The organism is Bacillus sp. 3a (assembly GCF_017161885.1).
GTDB classification, from domain to species: domain Bacteria; phylum Bacillota; class Bacilli; order Bacillales; family Bacillaceae; genus Bacillus; species Bacillus safensis.
The window spans coordinates 123615-139946 of the sequence record NZ_CP067376.1 but is presented as its reverse complement, the minus strand read 5'-3'; the positions used below and the strand labels follow the sequence as shown (position 1 = coordinate 139946).

General features: G+C 42.9%; 14 protein-coding genes. 12 read left to right on the top strand and 2 right to left on the bottom strand.

Annotated elements, in window-relative coordinates; genetic code table 11:
• The first annotated feature begins 514 nt into the window (after nucleotides 1-514).
• The 7 genes from JJ692_RS00460 to JJ692_RS00430 all read left to right on the top strand — a co-directional run bounded on the left by JJ692_RS00460 (nucleotide 515) and on the right by JJ692_RS00430 (nucleotide 8475).
• Complete coding sequence (locus JJ692_RS00460) at nucleotides 515-1372, top strand: citryl-CoA lyase (RefSeq protein ID WP_080780825.1); 858 nt, start codon at nucleotides 515-517, stop codon at nucleotides 1370-1372.
• Nucleotides 1369-2802, top strand: a complete 1434-nt coding sequence (locus JJ692_RS00455) for an aldehyde dehydrogenase family protein (RefSeq protein WP_133744723.1) — start codon at nucleotides 1369-1371, stop codon at nucleotides 2800-2802. Before JJ692_RS00460 ends, JJ692_RS00455 begins: the two co-directional genes overlap by 4 nt.
• A gap of 9 nt (nucleotides 2803-2811) precedes the next feature.
• The gene (gene aroD, locus JJ692_RS00450) at nucleotides 2812-3585 is read left to right on the top strand and encodes a type I 3-dehydroquinate dehydratase (protein ID WP_133744724.1); all 774 of its coding nucleotides are present in this window, start codon (nucleotides 2812-2814) and stop codon (nucleotides 3583-3585) included.
• Nucleotides 3586-3623: 38 nt separating this feature from the next.
• Nucleotides 3624-5384 (top strand): thiamine pyrophosphate-binding protein, encoded by a 1761-nt coding sequence (locus tag JJ692_RS00445; RefSeq protein ID WP_133744725.1) that lies wholly within the window; start codon nucleotides 3624-3626, stop codon nucleotides 5382-5384.
• Nucleotides 5385-5407: 23 nt separating this feature from the next.
• The gene (locus JJ692_RS00440) at nucleotides 5408-5788 is read left to right on the top strand and encodes a cupin domain-containing protein (RefSeq protein WP_024424330.1); all 381 of its coding nucleotides are present in this window, start codon (nucleotides 5408-5410) and stop codon (nucleotides 5786-5788) included.
• A gap of 125 nt (nucleotides 5789-5913) precedes the next feature.
• Nucleotides 5914-7116, top strand: coding sequence for a CaiB/BaiF CoA transferase family protein (locus tag JJ692_RS00435; RefSeq protein WP_024427254.1), 1203 nt, complete (start codon nucleotides 5914-5916; stop codon nucleotides 7114-7116).
• Nucleotides 7117-7161: 45 nt separating this feature from the next.
• Complete coding sequence (locus tag JJ692_RS00430) at nucleotides 7162-8475, top strand: MFS transporter (RefSeq protein WP_025092799.1); 1314 nt, start codon at nucleotides 7162-7164, stop codon at nucleotides 8473-8475.
• A 39-nt stretch (nucleotides 8476-8514) separates the two neighbouring features.
• Here the strand turns inward: JJ692_RS00430 and JJ692_RS00425 are convergent, their stop codons facing one another.
• The gene (locus tag JJ692_RS00425; RefSeq protein WP_206534115.1) at nucleotides 8515-9873 is read right to left on the bottom strand and encodes a hypothetical protein; all 1359 of its coding nucleotides are present in this window, start codon (nucleotides 9871-9873) and stop codon (nucleotides 8515-8517) included.
• Between the two features lie 148 nt (nucleotides 9874-10021).
• On the opposite strand from JJ692_RS00425, the gene JJ692_RS00420 reads away from it, so the two are divergent.
• The 5 genes from JJ692_RS00420 to JJ692_RS00400 all read left to right on the top strand — a co-directional run bounded on the left by JJ692_RS00420 (nucleotide 10022) and on the right by JJ692_RS00400 (nucleotide 15313).
• On the top strand, nucleotides 10022-10795 hold the full coding sequence (locus JJ692_RS00420) for an IclR family transcriptional regulator (protein ID WP_149126016.1): 774 nt from the start codon (nucleotides 10022-10024) through the stop codon (nucleotides 10793-10795).
• 85 nt (nucleotides 10796-10880) lie between these two features.
• Nucleotides 10881-11438 carry a shikimate kinase gene (locus JJ692_RS00415; RefSeq protein WP_003214270.1) on the top strand — a complete coding sequence of 186 codons (558 nt, stop codon included), beginning with the start codon at nucleotides 10881-10883 and terminating at the stop codon, nucleotides 11436-11438.
• Between the two features lie 344 nt (nucleotides 11439-11782).
• Nucleotides 11783-12730 (top strand): dihydrodipicolinate synthase family protein, encoded by a 948-nt coding sequence (locus tag JJ692_RS00410; RefSeq protein WP_024424325.1) that lies wholly within the window; start codon nucleotides 11783-11785, stop codon nucleotides 12728-12730.
• Between the two features lie 77 nt (nucleotides 12731-12807).
• Nucleotides 12808-13815, top strand: coding sequence for a LacI family DNA-binding transcriptional regulator (locus JJ692_RS00405; protein WP_197172459.1), 1008 nt, complete (start codon nucleotides 12808-12810; stop codon nucleotides 13813-13815).
• A gap of 121 nt (nucleotides 13816-13936) precedes the next feature.
• Nucleotides 13937-15313, top strand: a complete 1377-nt coding sequence (locus tag JJ692_RS00400) for an MFS transporter (protein WP_025092801.1) — start codon at nucleotides 13937-13939, stop codon at nucleotides 15311-15313.
• A gap of 211 nt (nucleotides 15314-15524) precedes the next feature.
• Here the strand turns inward: JJ692_RS00400 and JJ692_RS00395 are convergent, their stop codons facing one another.
• On the bottom strand, nucleotides 15525-16298 hold the full coding sequence (locus JJ692_RS00395) for a class I SAM-dependent methyltransferase (protein WP_206534114.1): 774 nt from the start codon (nucleotides 16296-16298) through the stop codon (nucleotides 15525-15527).
• Between the last annotated feature and the right edge of the window lie 34 nt (nucleotides 16299-16332).

Here is a 16332-nt window from a genome sequence, read left to right as displayed (position 1 = left end):
AGAAACCTCTCCAGAAGATGGAGAGGTTTCAGCGTGTAGACAAACCCTCGCATTCTTTGTCAGGTCTGTGCGCCGGTACTCACGAATGTCAAATTCGTTCCGTTCCGGTGCTCGTCCTTTCTAGACTGCAAAGGTTTTCTATCACGCTAAAAAGAAGACAAAAGGCTAAAATAAAGATCATTTTAGCCCTTTGTCAATAATCAGAGACCTCTCCAGATGGAGAGGTTTTTTTATGTCGAATTTCAATTGGGTTTGACAAAATAACCAAAAATTCATTAAATTAGTAGAACGATCTACTTAAGTCAATTTAGCTAAATATTGCTTTTTTTGATCAAAAAAATAAAAAATAATTAGTTCGATTCACTTAATTTCTCTTCTATTGACAGTATTTTCAGAAAGATTATTGACGAACGAAAAGAATGCGCTTACAATGAAACCACATTCCGAAAAGTGAAATTATATTCCGCTGGATGGAATAAAAGGGTGATTCACCTCCAAATAAGAAGCTAAAGGAATGATTGACGCAATGAAAAATCGAAGTGCACTGGAAATTTACAAAGAGGGAGGCGCTTGGTGGGAGACTGAGATTAGTCATATTCAAAAAAATTCAATTGAACTACGAGGGTATCCGATTGAAGAACTGATTGGTGAATTGTCGTATCCACAAATGCTCTATTTACTGCTTGTTGGTGAATTATTGGATGATTCAAAAGCAGCTCTTTTTGAAAGTGTTCTTGTCGCAGGTGCGGATCATGGACCAAGAGCGCCATCTATTGCAGCAGCTAGAATGGCGGTGACTTGCGGCATTTCGTTTAATTCCTCTGTTGCAACAGGGGTGAATCTATTAGGTGACATTCATGGCGGAGCCGGAGAGAAGGCCATGCGCATGCTATACGAGGCCAAAGCGATCTACGATGATCAAAAGGATATACAGTCTGCGGCAAAGCAAGTGTGCCAAACATGGTTAAATCGCAAGGAAAAAATCCCAGGAATCGGCCATCAGCTTCATGATGATGATCCGAGGGTGAGACGTCTATATGAGCTGAGTCACACATATGTCCAGCAAGGTCTTATCAGCGGCACATATTTACGGTTAGCCGAAGCAATTAGGCATGAGCTTGAACAACTGAAAGGGAAGAAAATCACGATGAATATAGATGGTGTATCTGCTGCCATCCAATGTGAATTAAACATTCCAGCAGAAGCAGCAAAAGGCATTTTTTCCTTGTCCAGAGGAATGGGCATCGTGGCGCATGCATATGAGGAGCTGACAAAAGGAGCCCTCGTGAAAGGACCTTGTCCGAATGAAGAAAGATTGGTTCGTTATGCAGGACATGGAACGCGGCACTTGAAGGAGGGAGAAAAAATTTGAGTGGTTTAAAAGCGTTGTCATATATAAACGGCGAGTGGCTGGATATCGGTCGTGTGAAAACAGATATCATCAATCCTTACTCAGGAGAAAGGCTCGGTACATCCTATCTCGCCTCATCAGAAGACATAGAACAGGCACTTTCTAGTGCGCAGCATGCTAAAAAACAAATAGCGGGAATATCGGCAATCGACCGCTCAAAGCTTCTAACAAAAGCAGCCACCTTGCTTGAAGAACAAAAAGACCATTTTGCAAAATTGATTTCGCTAGAATTAGGCAAACCGCTTAAAAATACAAGAGATGAAGTTTCGCGATCAATCGAGACGCTGGCGCAATCGGCGGAAGAAGCGAATCGATTAATAGGTGAGACCATTCCTGGCAATGTATCATCGCGCGGACAGGGAGCAATGGCCATGACATTTAAAGTACCAGTCGGAGTTGTGCTGGCGATTACCCCTTTTAATGCACCGCTCAACTTAATTTGTCACAAAGTCGGTCCGGCCTTTGCGGGAGGGAATGTCATCATTTTGAAGCCTGCACCGCAAACATCAGCTGTTGCCACAGCGTTTGTCGAACTCCTTCTCGAAGCAGGATTTCCTGAGGCTGGTTTGCAGCTTGTGATTGGCGGAGTCGACGCCGGGAAACAGTTAGTCACTGATGAAAGAACGAATCTCATCTCTTTTACCGGCGGGGCTGCCGGAGGCGAACACATTACAACCTCTGCGGGATTAAAAAAGGTACTGCTCGAACTCGGAGGGAATGGAGCGACGATTGTTCATCACGATGCAGATATTGAACAAGCCGCATCCATGTGTGCCAAAACAGGCTTTAGTAATTCCGGTCAAAGCTGTATTTCTGTTCAAAGAATTTATGTCCACCAGGAAATGATGCCGTCGTTTACTGAGGTATTAAAACAAAAAGTAGAGCAGCTTGTTGTTGGAGATCCGCTGTCCAGCGAGAGTGATATCGGCTGTATGGTCGATGTACAGGCCGCACAGCGTGTTGAGGCATGGATACAAGAGGCAGAGAGCATGGGTGCCCAGCTTTTATGCGGGGGGAAAAGAAATGGAGCGAGCATCACACCGGCTATTTTGCTAAACCCTCCGAAACAGGCCAAGGTCGTCTGTGAGGAAGTGTTCGGCCCAGTTGTCAGCATTCTCCCTTATGAGGAGCTGGAGGAGGCAATTAAAGAAGCAAATGATAGTCGATATGGTTTGCAGGCAGGGATCTTTACGAATCAGCTGGATGTGGCATTACACGCAGCAAAAGAGCTTGAAGCTGGCGGGGTTGTCATCAATGGGACATCGAATTTTAGACTGGATCATTGGCCTTATGGCGGGATTAAACGAAGTGGCCTTGGAAGAGAAGGTCCGCGTTTCGCCATCGAGGAGATGACCGAAACCAAAATGGTCGTGCTTCCAAATGGTCTGTGAAAGGGGCGTATGGATGTGAATGCATTTCAGCAAAAGGTAAAAAGTGTGCAGGAAGGCGGTCAGCCAATGATTTGTACGCCGCTCATCGGACAAACAAAGGAAGAATTGTTTCATGAGGTCGAGGTGTTAACAGAGAAGAAGCCTGATGTGATCGAGTGGCGGGCGGATTTTTTTCATCACCTTCATGACAAGGATCAAGTGATAGAAACCCTTAAGGGAATGGTAGAAAAGGCAAAGGACATCCCATTTTTATTCACCATTCGTTCTGAAAAGGAGGGAGGCGAAAGGATATCACTCTCAGAATCTGAGAAGGTTTCTCTGCTTGCCGAGCTTTGTTCCACACAGCTTGTGGACGCCGTTGATTATGAATTCATGCATGATGTGACACATATACAGCAAGTCAGTCAGGCTGCTAAAAGACATGGCGTTACCTTGATTGTGTCGTATCACGATTTCGATCGCACCCCTGAGGTGGATCGTCTCGTGCAGCTATTCGTCAATGCAGAATCAGTCGGCGCCGACATCGCAAAGATCGCAGTGATGCCGCATTCCTATGACGATGCATTAACACTGCTCTCGGCGACCAGCCATGCGAAAAAGCAGCTCTCAATTCCCATTATTTCCATGGCAATGGCGGAATACGGGGCTTTTACAAGAATGATTGGCGGGCTTTTTGGTTCTGTGATGACCTTTGCTGTAGGGAAAGAAAGCTCAGCTCCCGGGCAAGTGGCGATACAGGATTTGAACAATGTTCTATCTATTGTGTTTTCAAAGAATAAGTGAGTAGCAGATTCATAGCTGCACCGTGAGAGGAGAGAAACATGAAGAAGAATATTTCTACACAGGTTATTCAGTACTTAGAAAATCGGGGAGTCGAGCATATTTTCGGTCTCTGCGGTCATACGAATATTGCTTTTTTATCAGCGCTTGAAAAAAGCTCGATTCAATTTGTAAATGTCAGACATGAACAGATAGCGGCACATGCAGCAGATGGTTATGCGCGGGCAAAGAAACAGACGGCTGTTGTTCTCAGTCATCTAGGACCTGGACTCACCAATGCCGCAACAGGGGTAGCGAATGCAGCACTTGATTCCATTCCAATGGTTGTCATTGCAGGAGATGTTCCAAGTCATTATTACGGAAAGCACCCACATCAAGAGATCAATCTTCATTCCGATGCCTCTCAATACGAAATTTACCGGCCGTTTGTGAAAAGAGCATGGCGAGTCGATATTCCAGAATTATTTCCAGAGATTTTATCAAAAGCATTTCAGTTAGCTGAAAGCGGCCGTCCTGGCCCGGTGCTTATTTCTGTTCCAATGGATGTGTTCTCAAAAGACCTAGATGTGTCCCTGTTTGAACAAATCAACCATCATACACACACCATTGAAAAACCTTCTATTGATGATCAAACGGCCAATCGGATATTAGATCGATTGCTGCAGGCAGAAAGGCCGCTCTTATATGTAGGGGGAGGCATTTTATTAGCTGATGCAGCTGAAGAATTAAAGGCATTTTCTGACCATCTAAGTATTCCTGTCGCCCATTCTTTAATGGGGAAAGGAGCCATGCCGGATGATCACCCAATGACCCTTGGAATGACAGGATTTTGGGGGACGAAATTTATCAATGATCAGTGCAAAGAGGCGGATTATATATTGGCTTTAGGCACTCGTTTTGCTGAAGCTGATGCGAGCTCGTGGGAATCAGATTATACGTTCCGCTTCCCATCAACCAAGCTCATTCATATTGACATTGACCCGAATGAAATTGGACGTAACTATCCTGTTGAAATTGGAGCAGTAGCCGATCTTAAGCAAGCCTTGACTGTACTCAATCGAGTGGCGAGAGAAAGGCTGCCAAAAGGACTGAATCGTCCTGAATTGAAAAAGGAAATTGCGGCATATCGTAAGGATTTTCACGCTAGCAATCTGACGAATATTCAAGATGAATCCTTCCCAATGAAGCCGCAGCGTATTTTGCAGGAAGTGCGGGAAGTATTGCCGCCAGATGCGTTTATTACAACGGATGTTGGCTGGAACAAAAATGGGGTCGGACAGCAATTTCCAGTGTTGACGCCAGGAACCATTTTAACGCCAGGCGGCTTTGCAACGATGGGATTTGGAGCCCCTGCCGCACTTGGGGCGAAGATTGCCCAGCCTGACCGTGTTGTTGTGTCACTCGTTGGAGACGGCGGCTTCGGTCAAAATCCATCCGTTCTCGCAACAGCCGTTGAAGAGAACATTCCTGTTGTGTGGATTGTGATGAATAACAGTGCATTTGGCACAATAGCCGGCTTGCAAATGGCGCACTATGAAACGACGTACGGCACTGTTTTCAGAAAAGATGGAGAAAGCTATTCACCAGATTTTGCTGCCATTGCGAGAGGTTATGGAATGAAGGGGATTAAAATCACCTCTGCTTCTGAATTCAAAGAAGCTTTAGCTGAAGCCATTGCTTCTCAGGAGCCTTGCGTTATTGATGTCGCAATGAAAAATGATCCTGTTCCTACGGATGGACATTGGAATATTAATGACATTTATTCACCAAATTCAAAGCGCTCACATGTCAGCGTGAATTAATCAGAACGAGGGAGGAATTAACAATGAAAATTAAAGTATTGAATCCGTTTCAAGATGGGAACCCATTATGGTTAGGCTTAGATCGTCCAGAGGAGCAAATGGTTCGAAAGGTATTTCAAACCATTACACCGGATACAGTTGGTTCAGAACATATGATGGCGGGTCTCACCATTTTTGAACCAGGGGAAGCAAGTTCAGTGCACAATCACCCGGGTTCAGAGGAATTTGATTTTGTGATTAAAGGATCTGGCGAAGTCATTTGTGATGGAGAAAGGCAGTCCTTTAAACAAAATGATTTTATGTTCATTCCTGACGGTGTCCCGCACCAGCATGTCAATACAGGAGATGAACCTTTATGGCTCATTTGGCTCTACACACCGCAAGGGCAGCTTCCGAAGGATTAAACAACTGTACCGGTAAGCCCTCTTTTTGAATCATCAGGGCTTTCCGGGTCAATCAGAAAGATGAAAAGGGCTAAAATTAGGAATGATTTTAGCCCTTCATCACTTGAATGAAAGGGAGTCAAGCAATGAATATGAACACACCGCTCGAAGGAATAAAAATATTAGACGTCTCTACGATGATTGCTGCACCCTATGGCGCGGTGCTTCTAGGGGATTTTGGAGCAGAGGTCATCAAAGTTGAGATTCCTGGCAAAGGCGATACGCTGCGGCATGTCGGTCCTTTTGCAGATGGGGAACCACTTAGATGGTCTGGTCTCTCACGGAATAAGAAATCCCTTACACTGGATCTGCACAAAGACGAAGCAAAAGACATTTTTAAAAAGCTTGCGGGTCAGGTCGATGTGCTGATTGAAAATTTCCGCCCTGGCACCCTCGAAAAATGGGGCGTTGGGTACGATGTGTTAAAAGAAATCAACCCTCGTTTAATTATGATTCGTGTATCAGGTTATGGTCAAACGGGCCCGTTTAAGGACAAAGCCGGATTTGGAACACCAGCGACGGCGTTTAGCGGCTTTACATATATTCAAGGGTTTCCAGACCGGCATCCAGTCAGCCCTTCCTTTTCTCTCACTGATTATATTGCTGGCATCTATGTGGCGTTTGCTACTGTGACAGCGATGTATTACAGGGATACACATCCAGAAGGAACTGGGCAAATGGTGGATTTGGCCCTCTATGAATCTGTGTTTCGTATGTTAGAGTTTTTGGTTGCAGAATATGACAAGCTTGGGAAGGTGCGTGAGCGTTCACCGGGGTTGAGTGGACATTCAAGCCCTGCCGGCACCTATGAGACAAAGGATGGTCATTATTTGGTTCTTGTGACGAGTACAGATTCGACCTTCAATCGATTGGCAGAGGCGATGAATCGATTAGATTTACTAGAGAATGAAAAATTCGCGGTCAATGCATCCAGGCTGAAGCATAACAAAGAAATGGATGCGATCGTCTCTGAATGGATCGCGTCGAAAACAAGGGATGATGTATTAGAAATTTTAGATACACATGGTGTTCCTGTGAGCCCAATCTTAAGTATTCGGGATATTTTTGAGCATCCGCAATTTAAAGCACGAGAGAATATCGTCGAGGTGCATCACCCTCGTCTTGGAAAAGTGAAGGTGCCTGGGATCATTCCGAAGTTTGAAAAAACACCTGGAAGTATCCGTCACATTGCACCTGATTTAGGCGAACATAATTATGAAATTTTAACAAATATGCTTGGCTTAACAGAAGAAGAGTGTAAGCAGTTAGAAGAAAAAGGGGTAATTTAATACGCTCAACCGAACCGCACGCTGCGGAAACAAAGGAGGATGGTTATGAAAGTGCATTCAGAACTGAAGGGGAATGAATTGCAGCCCGCATATGTGAAACCAACGAAAGCCCGTTTTGGCATATTGATTCTGTTGTTTTTTATTACCGCTATTAATTATATTGATCGAGCCAGTGTATCCATTGTTGCTCCTGCAATTCAATCTTCATTGCAATTAAATCCTGCCTTATTAGGCTTGATTTTTTCAGCATTTAGCTGGACATATACAGCGATGCAAATACCAGGCGGTTTTATTCTCGATAAATTTGGCTCAAAGGTAACGTATGGGATATCACTTGTTACTTGGTCTATTTTCACAGGCTTACAGGCGTTTGCGAACAGCTTTGCCTTTTTATTCGGCTGCCGTTTGTTTATTGGGATTACAGAATCTCCCGCTTTTCCTGCAAATAACCGTATTGTCACCACATGGTTTCCAAGGCGGGAACGGGCTTTTGCAACAGGTGTTTATACTGCTGGAGAGTATGTGGGTCTTGCATTTGCGACACCTCTTCTATTTTGGATCATGACGACTTTCGATTGGAGAACCGTCTTCATTACAGCAGGTGCGCTCGGTATCATATTTGCTTTCTTTTGGTACAAGTATTATCACGAACCGAAAGAGCATCCGAAGATAAATGAGGATGAGTTAGAATTAATCCGGCAAGGCGATGGGCTGACAGTCGCATCACAGGAGAAGCTGAAATGGGCAGACTTTGCCGCCCTTCTAAAATATCGTAAATTGATCGGGCTTTATATTGGCCAATTCTCTGTTGCGTCTACCCTTTTTTTCTTTTTAACATGGTTTCCGACCTATTTGGCAGAGGCGAAAAATATGGCGTTTCTCAAGGTAGGTTTTGCTGCGTCTCTTCCTTATATTGCTGCATTCTTTGGGGTCTTGTTTGGAGGTTATGTGTCTGATTGGCTGCTTAAAAAGGGCGTATCAGTGAATGTAGCGAGAAAGCTGCCAGTAGTGGTTGGCTTGCTGATGACGAGTACCATTGTTTTAGCAAACTTTACAACAAATATCCCGCTTGTGCTGACCATTTTATCCATCGCTTCATTTGCGCAAGGACTGTCTAATATCTCTTGGACGATGCTGTCTGAGGTGGCACCGCGGGAAATGGTGGGGCTGGCTGGCGGCGTATTTAACTTTTTTGCTAATTTAGCTGGGATCATCACTCCGCTGATTATCGGATTCATCGTGTCGGCGACAGGCTCTTACAATGGAGGCATTTTATTCGTCAGTTTAGTCGCTTTAGGCGGGGCATTGTCGTACATCTTTATCGTAGGTAAAATTGAACGTATTCAATTAAAGCCATAGAGAGAAAGCAAAAGAGAACTCAAGGATGAGTTCTCTTTTTTATGTATAAAAGATAACGGTGATGATCGCTGCACATGCGATACCCATGCTGATATAAAGGCTGGCAAACCATATATTCCAGCGAGTGATACGGTAAGGATTGACCTTCATCAAATCAGCTAATAGGGAGACAGAAACATTAAAAGGACTAAACATAACAGTTGATGTGCCAGCAACGATCAGCATGATGGCAATGGGAAGAGCAGGCAGTTCATGGAAGACTGGTGCCATCATGCTGACTAACAAAGCAAGTGAGACGAGCGGGTGAAAACCGCAAAGGGCGGTGATCAGAAAATACAACCCAATGACACAATAAACCCAAATGGCATGGTCTGATATACTGACAATAAATGCTTGAATCGGCTGCATACTGTTTGTCGCAAGGAGCATATCAACAAAGAAGCCTGCACTTAAAAATAGACACATATAGTTGGAGAGCTGACGGGTTCTTTCTTTCCAATGAGGCACAGAGACAGCGATATATTGTTTTCTTTTTTTGATAACAGAAGAGAATAATAGAGCAAATGGAATAATCGTCAGTACTACAGCGAATAAATAGCCTTTCCCAATCCATGCATCGACAAGTGAGACGACTGTCATAAAACCCAGCAGCATGAAAGCGAGCTGAAGGGTTTTTCGCTTAATTCGATGAGGATTGGCGTTTGTTTCTGAAGACTGAATGATGTTTGGTAATCGTTTGCTTTGACGAGAAAAAAGCATCCAATCTATCGCCAGCACAACGACCATTAAACCAAAAGTAATAGGTGCAATTTGATAATATTTTAGTTTGGTTGCATCAATGGTGACGCTTACCAGCACTTCAACAGGACTCCAGCTTAAACATAATGCATATGACCTTAAGAGGTTGCGTGTATAAAGATGTTGTTTCACTTGTTCTTTTAGGGATTCAAGCGACGGTTTGAGCGATGTATAGAGTAAGGGAATCGTCGCGATATTTAAAAACATGCCGAGTATATGAGTGACAAATGAACTCTTGCGATAAAGCTGATTTGAGCTCGTTGTATGCAGTGTGAGCAGTTTATTTAATTGTGTATCGAAATGTCCAACATGTATGAGAGAATGAATAAAAGGCAGCATGAAAAAGAGAGAAAGCAAGCCCAGCATGGAATGAAAGTGAAGAAAAAACGTGTGCAATGGCTGGCCGGATAAGAAGAATAAGAACAACCCAATGATGAGAAATACAGCACCTGTTTTCAAATAAAGCCCGCTTGCTTTCTTAAAAGAAATGGTGAGCGAAGCAGCGGCCAGCAGACCAACAAAATAGGAGAGTATGGGAGCAGGAAATAGTTGATGAACTATATATAGACTGATAAGCAGTGTAAAAAAGAGCAGGTACATTCAAATATCTCCTCCATCAAATATCTTCAATTGATTTTATTCCGTCTGGTGGAATTTGTTTTCTTTTAATGGAACGTTTAAAATGGATTATAGCAAAATCGATCGTTGATGTCGATAAGAAATCAAAGGGGAAAAGGAGAAAGTGAATATGGCTGATAAAAAGTCAAAAGAAGAATCAGGACTGCGTACAGTTCAGCGTGCTTTGGATATTCTTTATTGTTTTAGTGAAGAACGTCAAGAGCTGACGCTAACGGATATTTCAAAAGAGATGAATTTAGCAATGTCTACGACAACGAGACTGCTCAAGGCACTTGAAATGAATCATTTTGTGGAGAAGAATCAAGAAACAATGAAATACCGATTGGGTCAAAGGCTTTATCTCCTCGGATACATTGCAGGGAAGTCCATTAAATTGAGGGAACTGGCTAAGCCACTCATGTACTCACTTCGTGATGAAACAAAGGAAACCGTCAACCTGTATGTACTGGATTCAACAAGCAGGGTTTGTATTGAACAAGCGGAAGGGCTGCAATCGATTCGGCATCTTGTCAAGATTGGTGAAAAGCTGCCATTGTACGCAGGTGCAGGCGGAAAGGTATTATTGGCATTTCAAAGTGAAGAATTTCAACAAAAAGTATTAGCGTATGAGGCTGATCATGTGATGAAGGGTGACTGGCAAAAGGAACGTAAACATATTCTTGACACATATACTTCTTGCAGCATCGATGAACGCGAGGTAGGATCTGCGGCAGTAGCGGCACCAATCTTTAACATTCATGGTGAAGTGAAAGCCTGTTTATCCATATCTGGTCCAACCCATCGGTTTACTGAAGAAGTCATTCCTCAGTTGCAGCAAAAAGTGAAAGAACAGGCACAGCGGCTTTCTGAACAGCTCGGCTACGTCGTCAAACACAATTTTTAAGATTGCCTATCTTTTCGCGCTCCATTTATCATATAATAGAAACATTATGTAGCATTCCTTGTCGTAGGGAGGACGTGTCACGACCATGAAAATCAATAGAGAAATTCCTGTAAGACAGCGGAATATTGTCCTCATTGGCTTTATGGGTGTTGGGAAAACAACCATTGGGCAGCTGGTTGCCAAAAAGCTATATAGAGATTTTATTGATGTCGATCAGGAGATTGAGAAAAAGTACAACATGACGATTCCAGAGATGTTTCAGCAAAAAGGAGAAGCATTCTTCAGGCAGGCTGAAAAGGATTATATCGTCGATTTATGTGAACATACACAGCTCAAGATCGTTTCCCTTGGAGGCGGTGCATTCAAACAGGAAGAAATCAAACGCGCCTGCTTGAAGCATTGTACCGTTCTTTTCCTTGATCTATCGTGGGAGAATTGGAAGCAGCGGCTTGATATTTTAATCGAAAACCGCCCTGTTCTTCACAACCGGACGCTTGATGAGATGAAAGAGCTGTTTGAAGAGCGCCGGGAGATTTATTCTCTTCATAACTCAAGAGTGGAAACAGATCATTTAGAGGCTGAGGAAGTCGCCAATTATATTGTGGACACACTCAAGCTTGGCTGGGATTTATATTCGAAATAAAAAAAGTCTACCGTTGAGGGTAGACTTTTTTTCTATTGAATTCTTTTCCTTCGTACATATGATGATGCTTTGACAGCCAAAATGTATTTATCCTTTTTTTGGAGTGCAGCCGTTTGGAAAAAGCGGTGATCCTCCTTCAATCAATTCATGATGATGAGTTTTTTGATATAGATCATTTTCTTTTTCGGAAAAATAAAATAGTATCTAAATTTTAATTAGAGTTTTTTGAATTATGATAATCTTTAAAAAATAATGTTGACATCTTCCGTGAGCACATTCTATGATTGTTTACGTAAACGCTTACGGTAAACGTTTACTATAATCGAATGGGGAGGAATTTGTTGATGAAAAATAAAGAAAAATGGAGCGGTGTATTCCCGGCGGTCTTAATTCCTTTTAAAGATGACTATTCAATTGATGAACCTGCTTTTCGTAAGCTTGTTCGCTGGGTGGCGGAGCACGAAGGAATTAACGGGATTGTTGTCAATGGACATACGGGCGAGATTATGACTTTGCTGCCACATGAACGAGCTGAGGCTGTGCGTATTGCAGCCGACGAATTAAAAGGGGAAGTACCTGTCATTTCTGGGGTTTCAGCTGAAGGGACAATTGAAGCGATCCAGCATGCAAAAGCAGTTCAAGAAGCTGGTGGAGAAGGTATCCTTCTCATGCCGCCGCATTCATGGCTGAGATTCGGTATGCAGCCTGAATCACCTGTCCAATTCTTTAAAGATGTTGCAGAAGCGATTGACATTTCAATCATCGTCCATCAATATCCAACGTGGACAAAAACCTCATATACAACGAATCAATTACTAGAAATGTCGGAAATTGAAAATGTTGTCTCATTCAAAATTGGTCAAAGAGACATGGCACAATATGAAGTCGATGTGCGCGCACTGAAAAAGCATGCACCAGATGTATCGCTGCTCACATGTCACGATGAATATTTATTGCCAACATTAGTTCAAGGGATTGATGGGGCGCTTGTCGGTTTCGGCTGTTTTGTGCCAGATTTGATCGCTGAACTTGTGAAATGTGTGGAAGAACAAGACCTTGCAGCAGCTAATAAAGTGTACGATAGAATCTTTGAATTAAAGCATGCTGTATATAAAATGGATGAACCTTCCTCTACCTCTCATCTGCGAATGAAGGAAGCGATGTTCCAGAGAGGTTTGATCAGCAGTTCGCTTGCTAGAAAGCCGGTATTACCTTTAACTCAAAAGGAAAAAGAAGAGATTCGCCAAGGCCTTCAAAGTGTTGGTTTGCTTAAGGAAAACGTCAGTAGATAACAGACCATTGATTTCATGATGAAGGTGAGTCAGGTTATAATAGGGTATAAAACAACAGACTCCCGGAGGTATGAAATGTGTCAGTAAGTATTAAAGATGTCGCATTAAAAGCAGGAGTGTCTATAGCCTCTGTTTCCCGAGTATTGAGTGGAAAACCAGGAGTAGGCGCTCAAACGGCTGAAAGAATCAAACAAGTGATTGATGAGTTAGGCTACCGCCCTAATTTAGGAGCAAGAGGACTCGTGAAAAGAAAGACTGGGAATATCGCTGTAGTGGTTCCCCGCGGTTCATATATTTTGAATAATCCATTTTTTTCAACGATTTTAGACGGCATAGCGAAGGAATTAGATGAGACCGAATTCAATATGCTGATGTCATTTACATCTGTGCAGCAGCAGCGGTTACTTGAGACGCAGGCTGTAGATGGTGCCATTTTATTTTCTCCAAGAAATGAAGAATTGAGCATGGATTGGCTAAAAAGTTTGGCTATTCCCATTATCGTTGTCGGAAGTTACTTAGAGGATTCACCATTTCCATGTGTCAGGCCAGATGATGAAGAAGGTGTTTGTCAATCTGTAACGGCCTTATTTGATAAAGGTCATCGAACCATTGGGCTGGTCAATGGTCCAATGAGTTCGATGCATAGTGTGAGGTATTACAAGGGGTATGAGCGCACACTGAAACGTTTAGGATTAACAATGAACAAAGAGCTTGTGTTTGAGTTAGATGAATTTGATGGGGGAAAAGTAGTAGAAGTGGTTTCTCAATTTCTCCAAGGAAACCAGCACATGACTGGAGTTGTTTGCTCTTCAGATTTTTTGGCGATAGGGGTCATGAAAGCGGCAGAAAACGCAAATGTGTCAATACCTCATGATTTGTCTGTCGTTGGTGCCGATGATGTGCCCATTGCAAGTTTCCTAACCCCTTCTTTATCTTCTGTTCATGTTGATTTAGTTGGAATGGGAAGAAAAGCTGTTTCTTTAATAACACAGTTATTAGAAGGAGAACAGTTAGAGGCGATGGAGCATATCTTCCCTATGTATTATATAGATCGGGGCACCACGGGAACGCCAAAAAAGATTTGATAGATGCTGAAAAATCGTATGAACGCTACAGAATTTCAGCTAGATTTAAAATGTAAGCGATTTCTTCAGCGCTCTTCGGCATGTACTTTTGCATCATTTCCTCTAATAAGGAGGAGATACCATGACGTTAGAACTCAGCGGAAATTCAAATTCTCAAGGTGGGCAAGTTGTTGATAGAGCTTCACAACTATTGACCAGGATGGAAAGTGTACCTTTTTCGAGGTGGCATTTAAAACCTCGGATCATTATGGGATCTGCTACCTTTTTTGATGCTTTTGATGCGCTATCTTTAGCGTTTGTTCTCCCGGTCCTCATCGGCATGTGGAATTTATCACCTGCTCAAATTGGCCTTCTTATTGGGTCTGGTTATATAGGACAAGCGATTGGTGCTATTTTCTTTGGGTGGTTAGCAGAAAGGCGCGGCCGTGTATTTAGTGCAAAGTGGACGGTGTTCCTCATGTCTATTATGAGTATCGCATGTGTATTTTCAGGTAATTTTATGGCCCTTTTTATTTTCCGCTTTATACAAGGGATTGGAGTTGGAGGAGAGGTGCCGGTAGCAGCCTCATATATTAATGAGTTGTCCCGAGCCCAAGGAAGAGGCAGATTTTTTATGCTTTATGAGATGATTTTTCCATTAGGATTAATGATCTCAGCTCAAATTGGTGCATTTGTTGTACCTAGCTTTGGGTGGAAATGGATGTTCTTGATTGGAGGCATTGGAGGTTTAATCGTCTTTGGATTCTTTTTCATGCTGCGTGAATCGCCAAGGTGGCTTATTTCGAAAGGCAGGTTAGATGAAGCCGAAAGAATTATTGAAGAAATTGAAGCTAGTACTGACAAACGAATGCCTGTCGCAAATCAAGTATCCAGCAGTACTGAAAAAGGCGACTGGAAAGAGCTATTTTCAACTTTTTACCGTAAAAGAACATTGGTCGTATGGGGACTATGGTTTTCTGCCTACTTTGTATCGAATGGTTTAAATAACTGGTTACCGAGTCTTTATAATACTGTTTACCATTTGCCAGTCGGAGATTCATTAAGGGCAGCATCTCTCACAAATATTTTACAGACCATAGGGGTATTCGCTTGTGCATTTTTAATTGATAAAGTGGGACGGAAGCGCTGGGCAACCATTGCATTTGTATTAACAGGTGTTTTATTAACGGCTTTATGGATCAGCGGAGCGACTTCACCAGAAAGCGTCATCTATTTAGGATCTGCTGCTTACGGAATGATGGGGACAATTACAGTTCTCCTCTATCTATATACACCTGAAATTTATCCGACACGTATGAGGGTGATTGGAACGGCATTTGCTACAGCGTGGCTTAGACTGGCCTCAGCGATCGCTCCTATTATGATAGGTTTTATTTTAGAGGTAAGCGGTGTTTCAACTATTTTTATTCTTTTTGCAAGTGTGACGGTAGTGGGAGCAATTCTTGCTTTTAAAATGATCGAAACGCGCGAGAAAGTATTAGAGGATATTGCACCGTAAGTTACGCATGCAGGGAAGAACTTATTCCAAAGAGGGTAGGTTCTTTTTTTATTCAGAGGATCTAAAATGCCTCACCTATCTTCGTTCAATTATCATATAATAGAAACATAATCTAGTCGTGAAGAGAGACGTGTCACGAACATGAAAAGCCACCTGTGAAAAAGTGAAGATTAAAAAAGTCTACCGGCGATGGTAGACTTTTTCTATCAGTTTAATGCTTGATTCCCTGAAGCAGTGCAGCTTTTAAACAGAAGGAAATGGGCTGATGCTGTGCATCGAATTGAAGCTGAAACAGCTGCTGTGTGTCAGAGTCTGCGGCTTGAAGGTGGGAAACGATCTCCTTTTGAATGTTCTCTGGCGTGCGTCCACGTATAATCCAGTCCTGATAATCAATATGCAGATCCCAGTAACGAATCTCTTTCTGAGTCAATTGGTTGTCATCGAAGAGCTCTTTCCATTCTGATAACGAGCTTTCCCGCACATGAGAAGGGTCTCTCAGTCTATTTAAGTGATTAATAAATGAATCTTGTGCAGGGTTTTCAGGTGCATAATGGTCGACGAGCAGAAATTGGCCGCCTTTTTTTAAGACTCGACTGATTTCCGACATGGCTGCCGGAAGGTTTGGAAAGTGGTGAGCAGCAAATCGGCACGTCACTAAATCAAATGATTCATCAGAGAAGGGCAATGCTTCTGCGGCTGCCTGCTCAAAAGTAATGTGGTTCAGGTGGCGTTCTTCCGCTAGTGCTGCTGCAATCTCGATCATTTTTTGCGTGACATCAATGCCGACCCCTTTAGAGATAACGTCTGAAAAGGAAAAAATGGTATGTCCTGCCGCGCAGCCAATATCAAGTAAATGCTCATGTCCCTTCGCATTTGCTGTTGATTTCATCCATTTCAGCTCTTCTCCGGCTGCAAATATAGGTGAATCTCGATAGTTCTCGGCATTTTGTGAAAATTGGTTTTCGGCTTTAGCATATGGATTCATTTCTTTTCCCCCTTTGTGGTCTCTTTATCGTAGA

What these genes read in the sequence shown, in the direction of transcription:
- JJ692_RS00415 (WP_003214270.1), top strand. Translation starts at nt 10,881, where the DNA reads ATGAAAATCAATAGAGAAATTCCTGTAAGACAGCGGAATATTGTCCTC.
- JJ692_RS00440 (WP_024424330.1), top strand. Translation starts at nt 5,408, where the DNA reads ATGAAAATTAAAGTATTGAATCCGTTTCAAGATGGGAACCCATTATGG.
- JJ692_RS00410 (WP_024424325.1), top strand. Translation starts at nt 11,783, where the DNA reads ATGAAAAATAAAGAAAAATGGAGCGGTGTATTCCCGGCGGTCTTAATT.
- JJ692_RS00400 (WP_025092801.1), top strand. Translation starts at nt 13,937, where the DNA reads ATGACGTTAGAACTCAGCGGAAATTCAAATTCTCAAGGTGGGCAAGTT.
- JJ692_RS00420 (WP_149126016.1), top strand. Translation starts at nt 10,022, where the DNA reads ATGGCTGATAAAAAGTCAAAAGAAGAATCAGGACTGCGTACAGTTCAG.
- JJ692_RS00460 (WP_080780825.1), top strand. Translation starts at nt 515, where the DNA reads ATGATTGACGCAATGAAAAATCGAAGTGCACTGGAAATTTACAAAGAG.
- JJ692_RS00430 (WP_025092799.1), top strand. Translation starts at nt 7,162, where the DNA reads ATGAAAGTGCATTCAGAACTGAAGGGGAATGAATTGCAGCCCGCATAT.
- JJ692_RS00445 (WP_133744725.1), top strand. Translation starts at nt 3,624, where the DNA reads ATGAAGAAGAATATTTCTACACAGGTTATTCAGTACTTAGAAAATCGG.
- JJ692_RS00425 (WP_206534115.1), bottom strand. Translation starts at nt 9,873, where the DNA reads ATGTACCTGCTCTTTTTTACACTGCTTATCAGTCTATATATAGTTCAT.
- JJ692_RS00435 (WP_024427254.1), top strand. Translation starts at nt 5,914, where the DNA reads ATGAATATGAACACACCGCTCGAAGGAATAAAAATATTAGACGTCTCT.
- JJ692_RS00395 (WP_206534114.1), bottom strand. Translation starts at nt 16,298, where the DNA reads ATGAATCCATATGCTAAAGCCGAAAACCAATTTTCACAAAATGCCGAG.
- aroD (WP_133744724.1), top strand. Translation starts at nt 2,812, where the DNA reads ATGGATGTGAATGCATTTCAGCAAAAGGTAAAAAGTGTGCAGGAAGGC.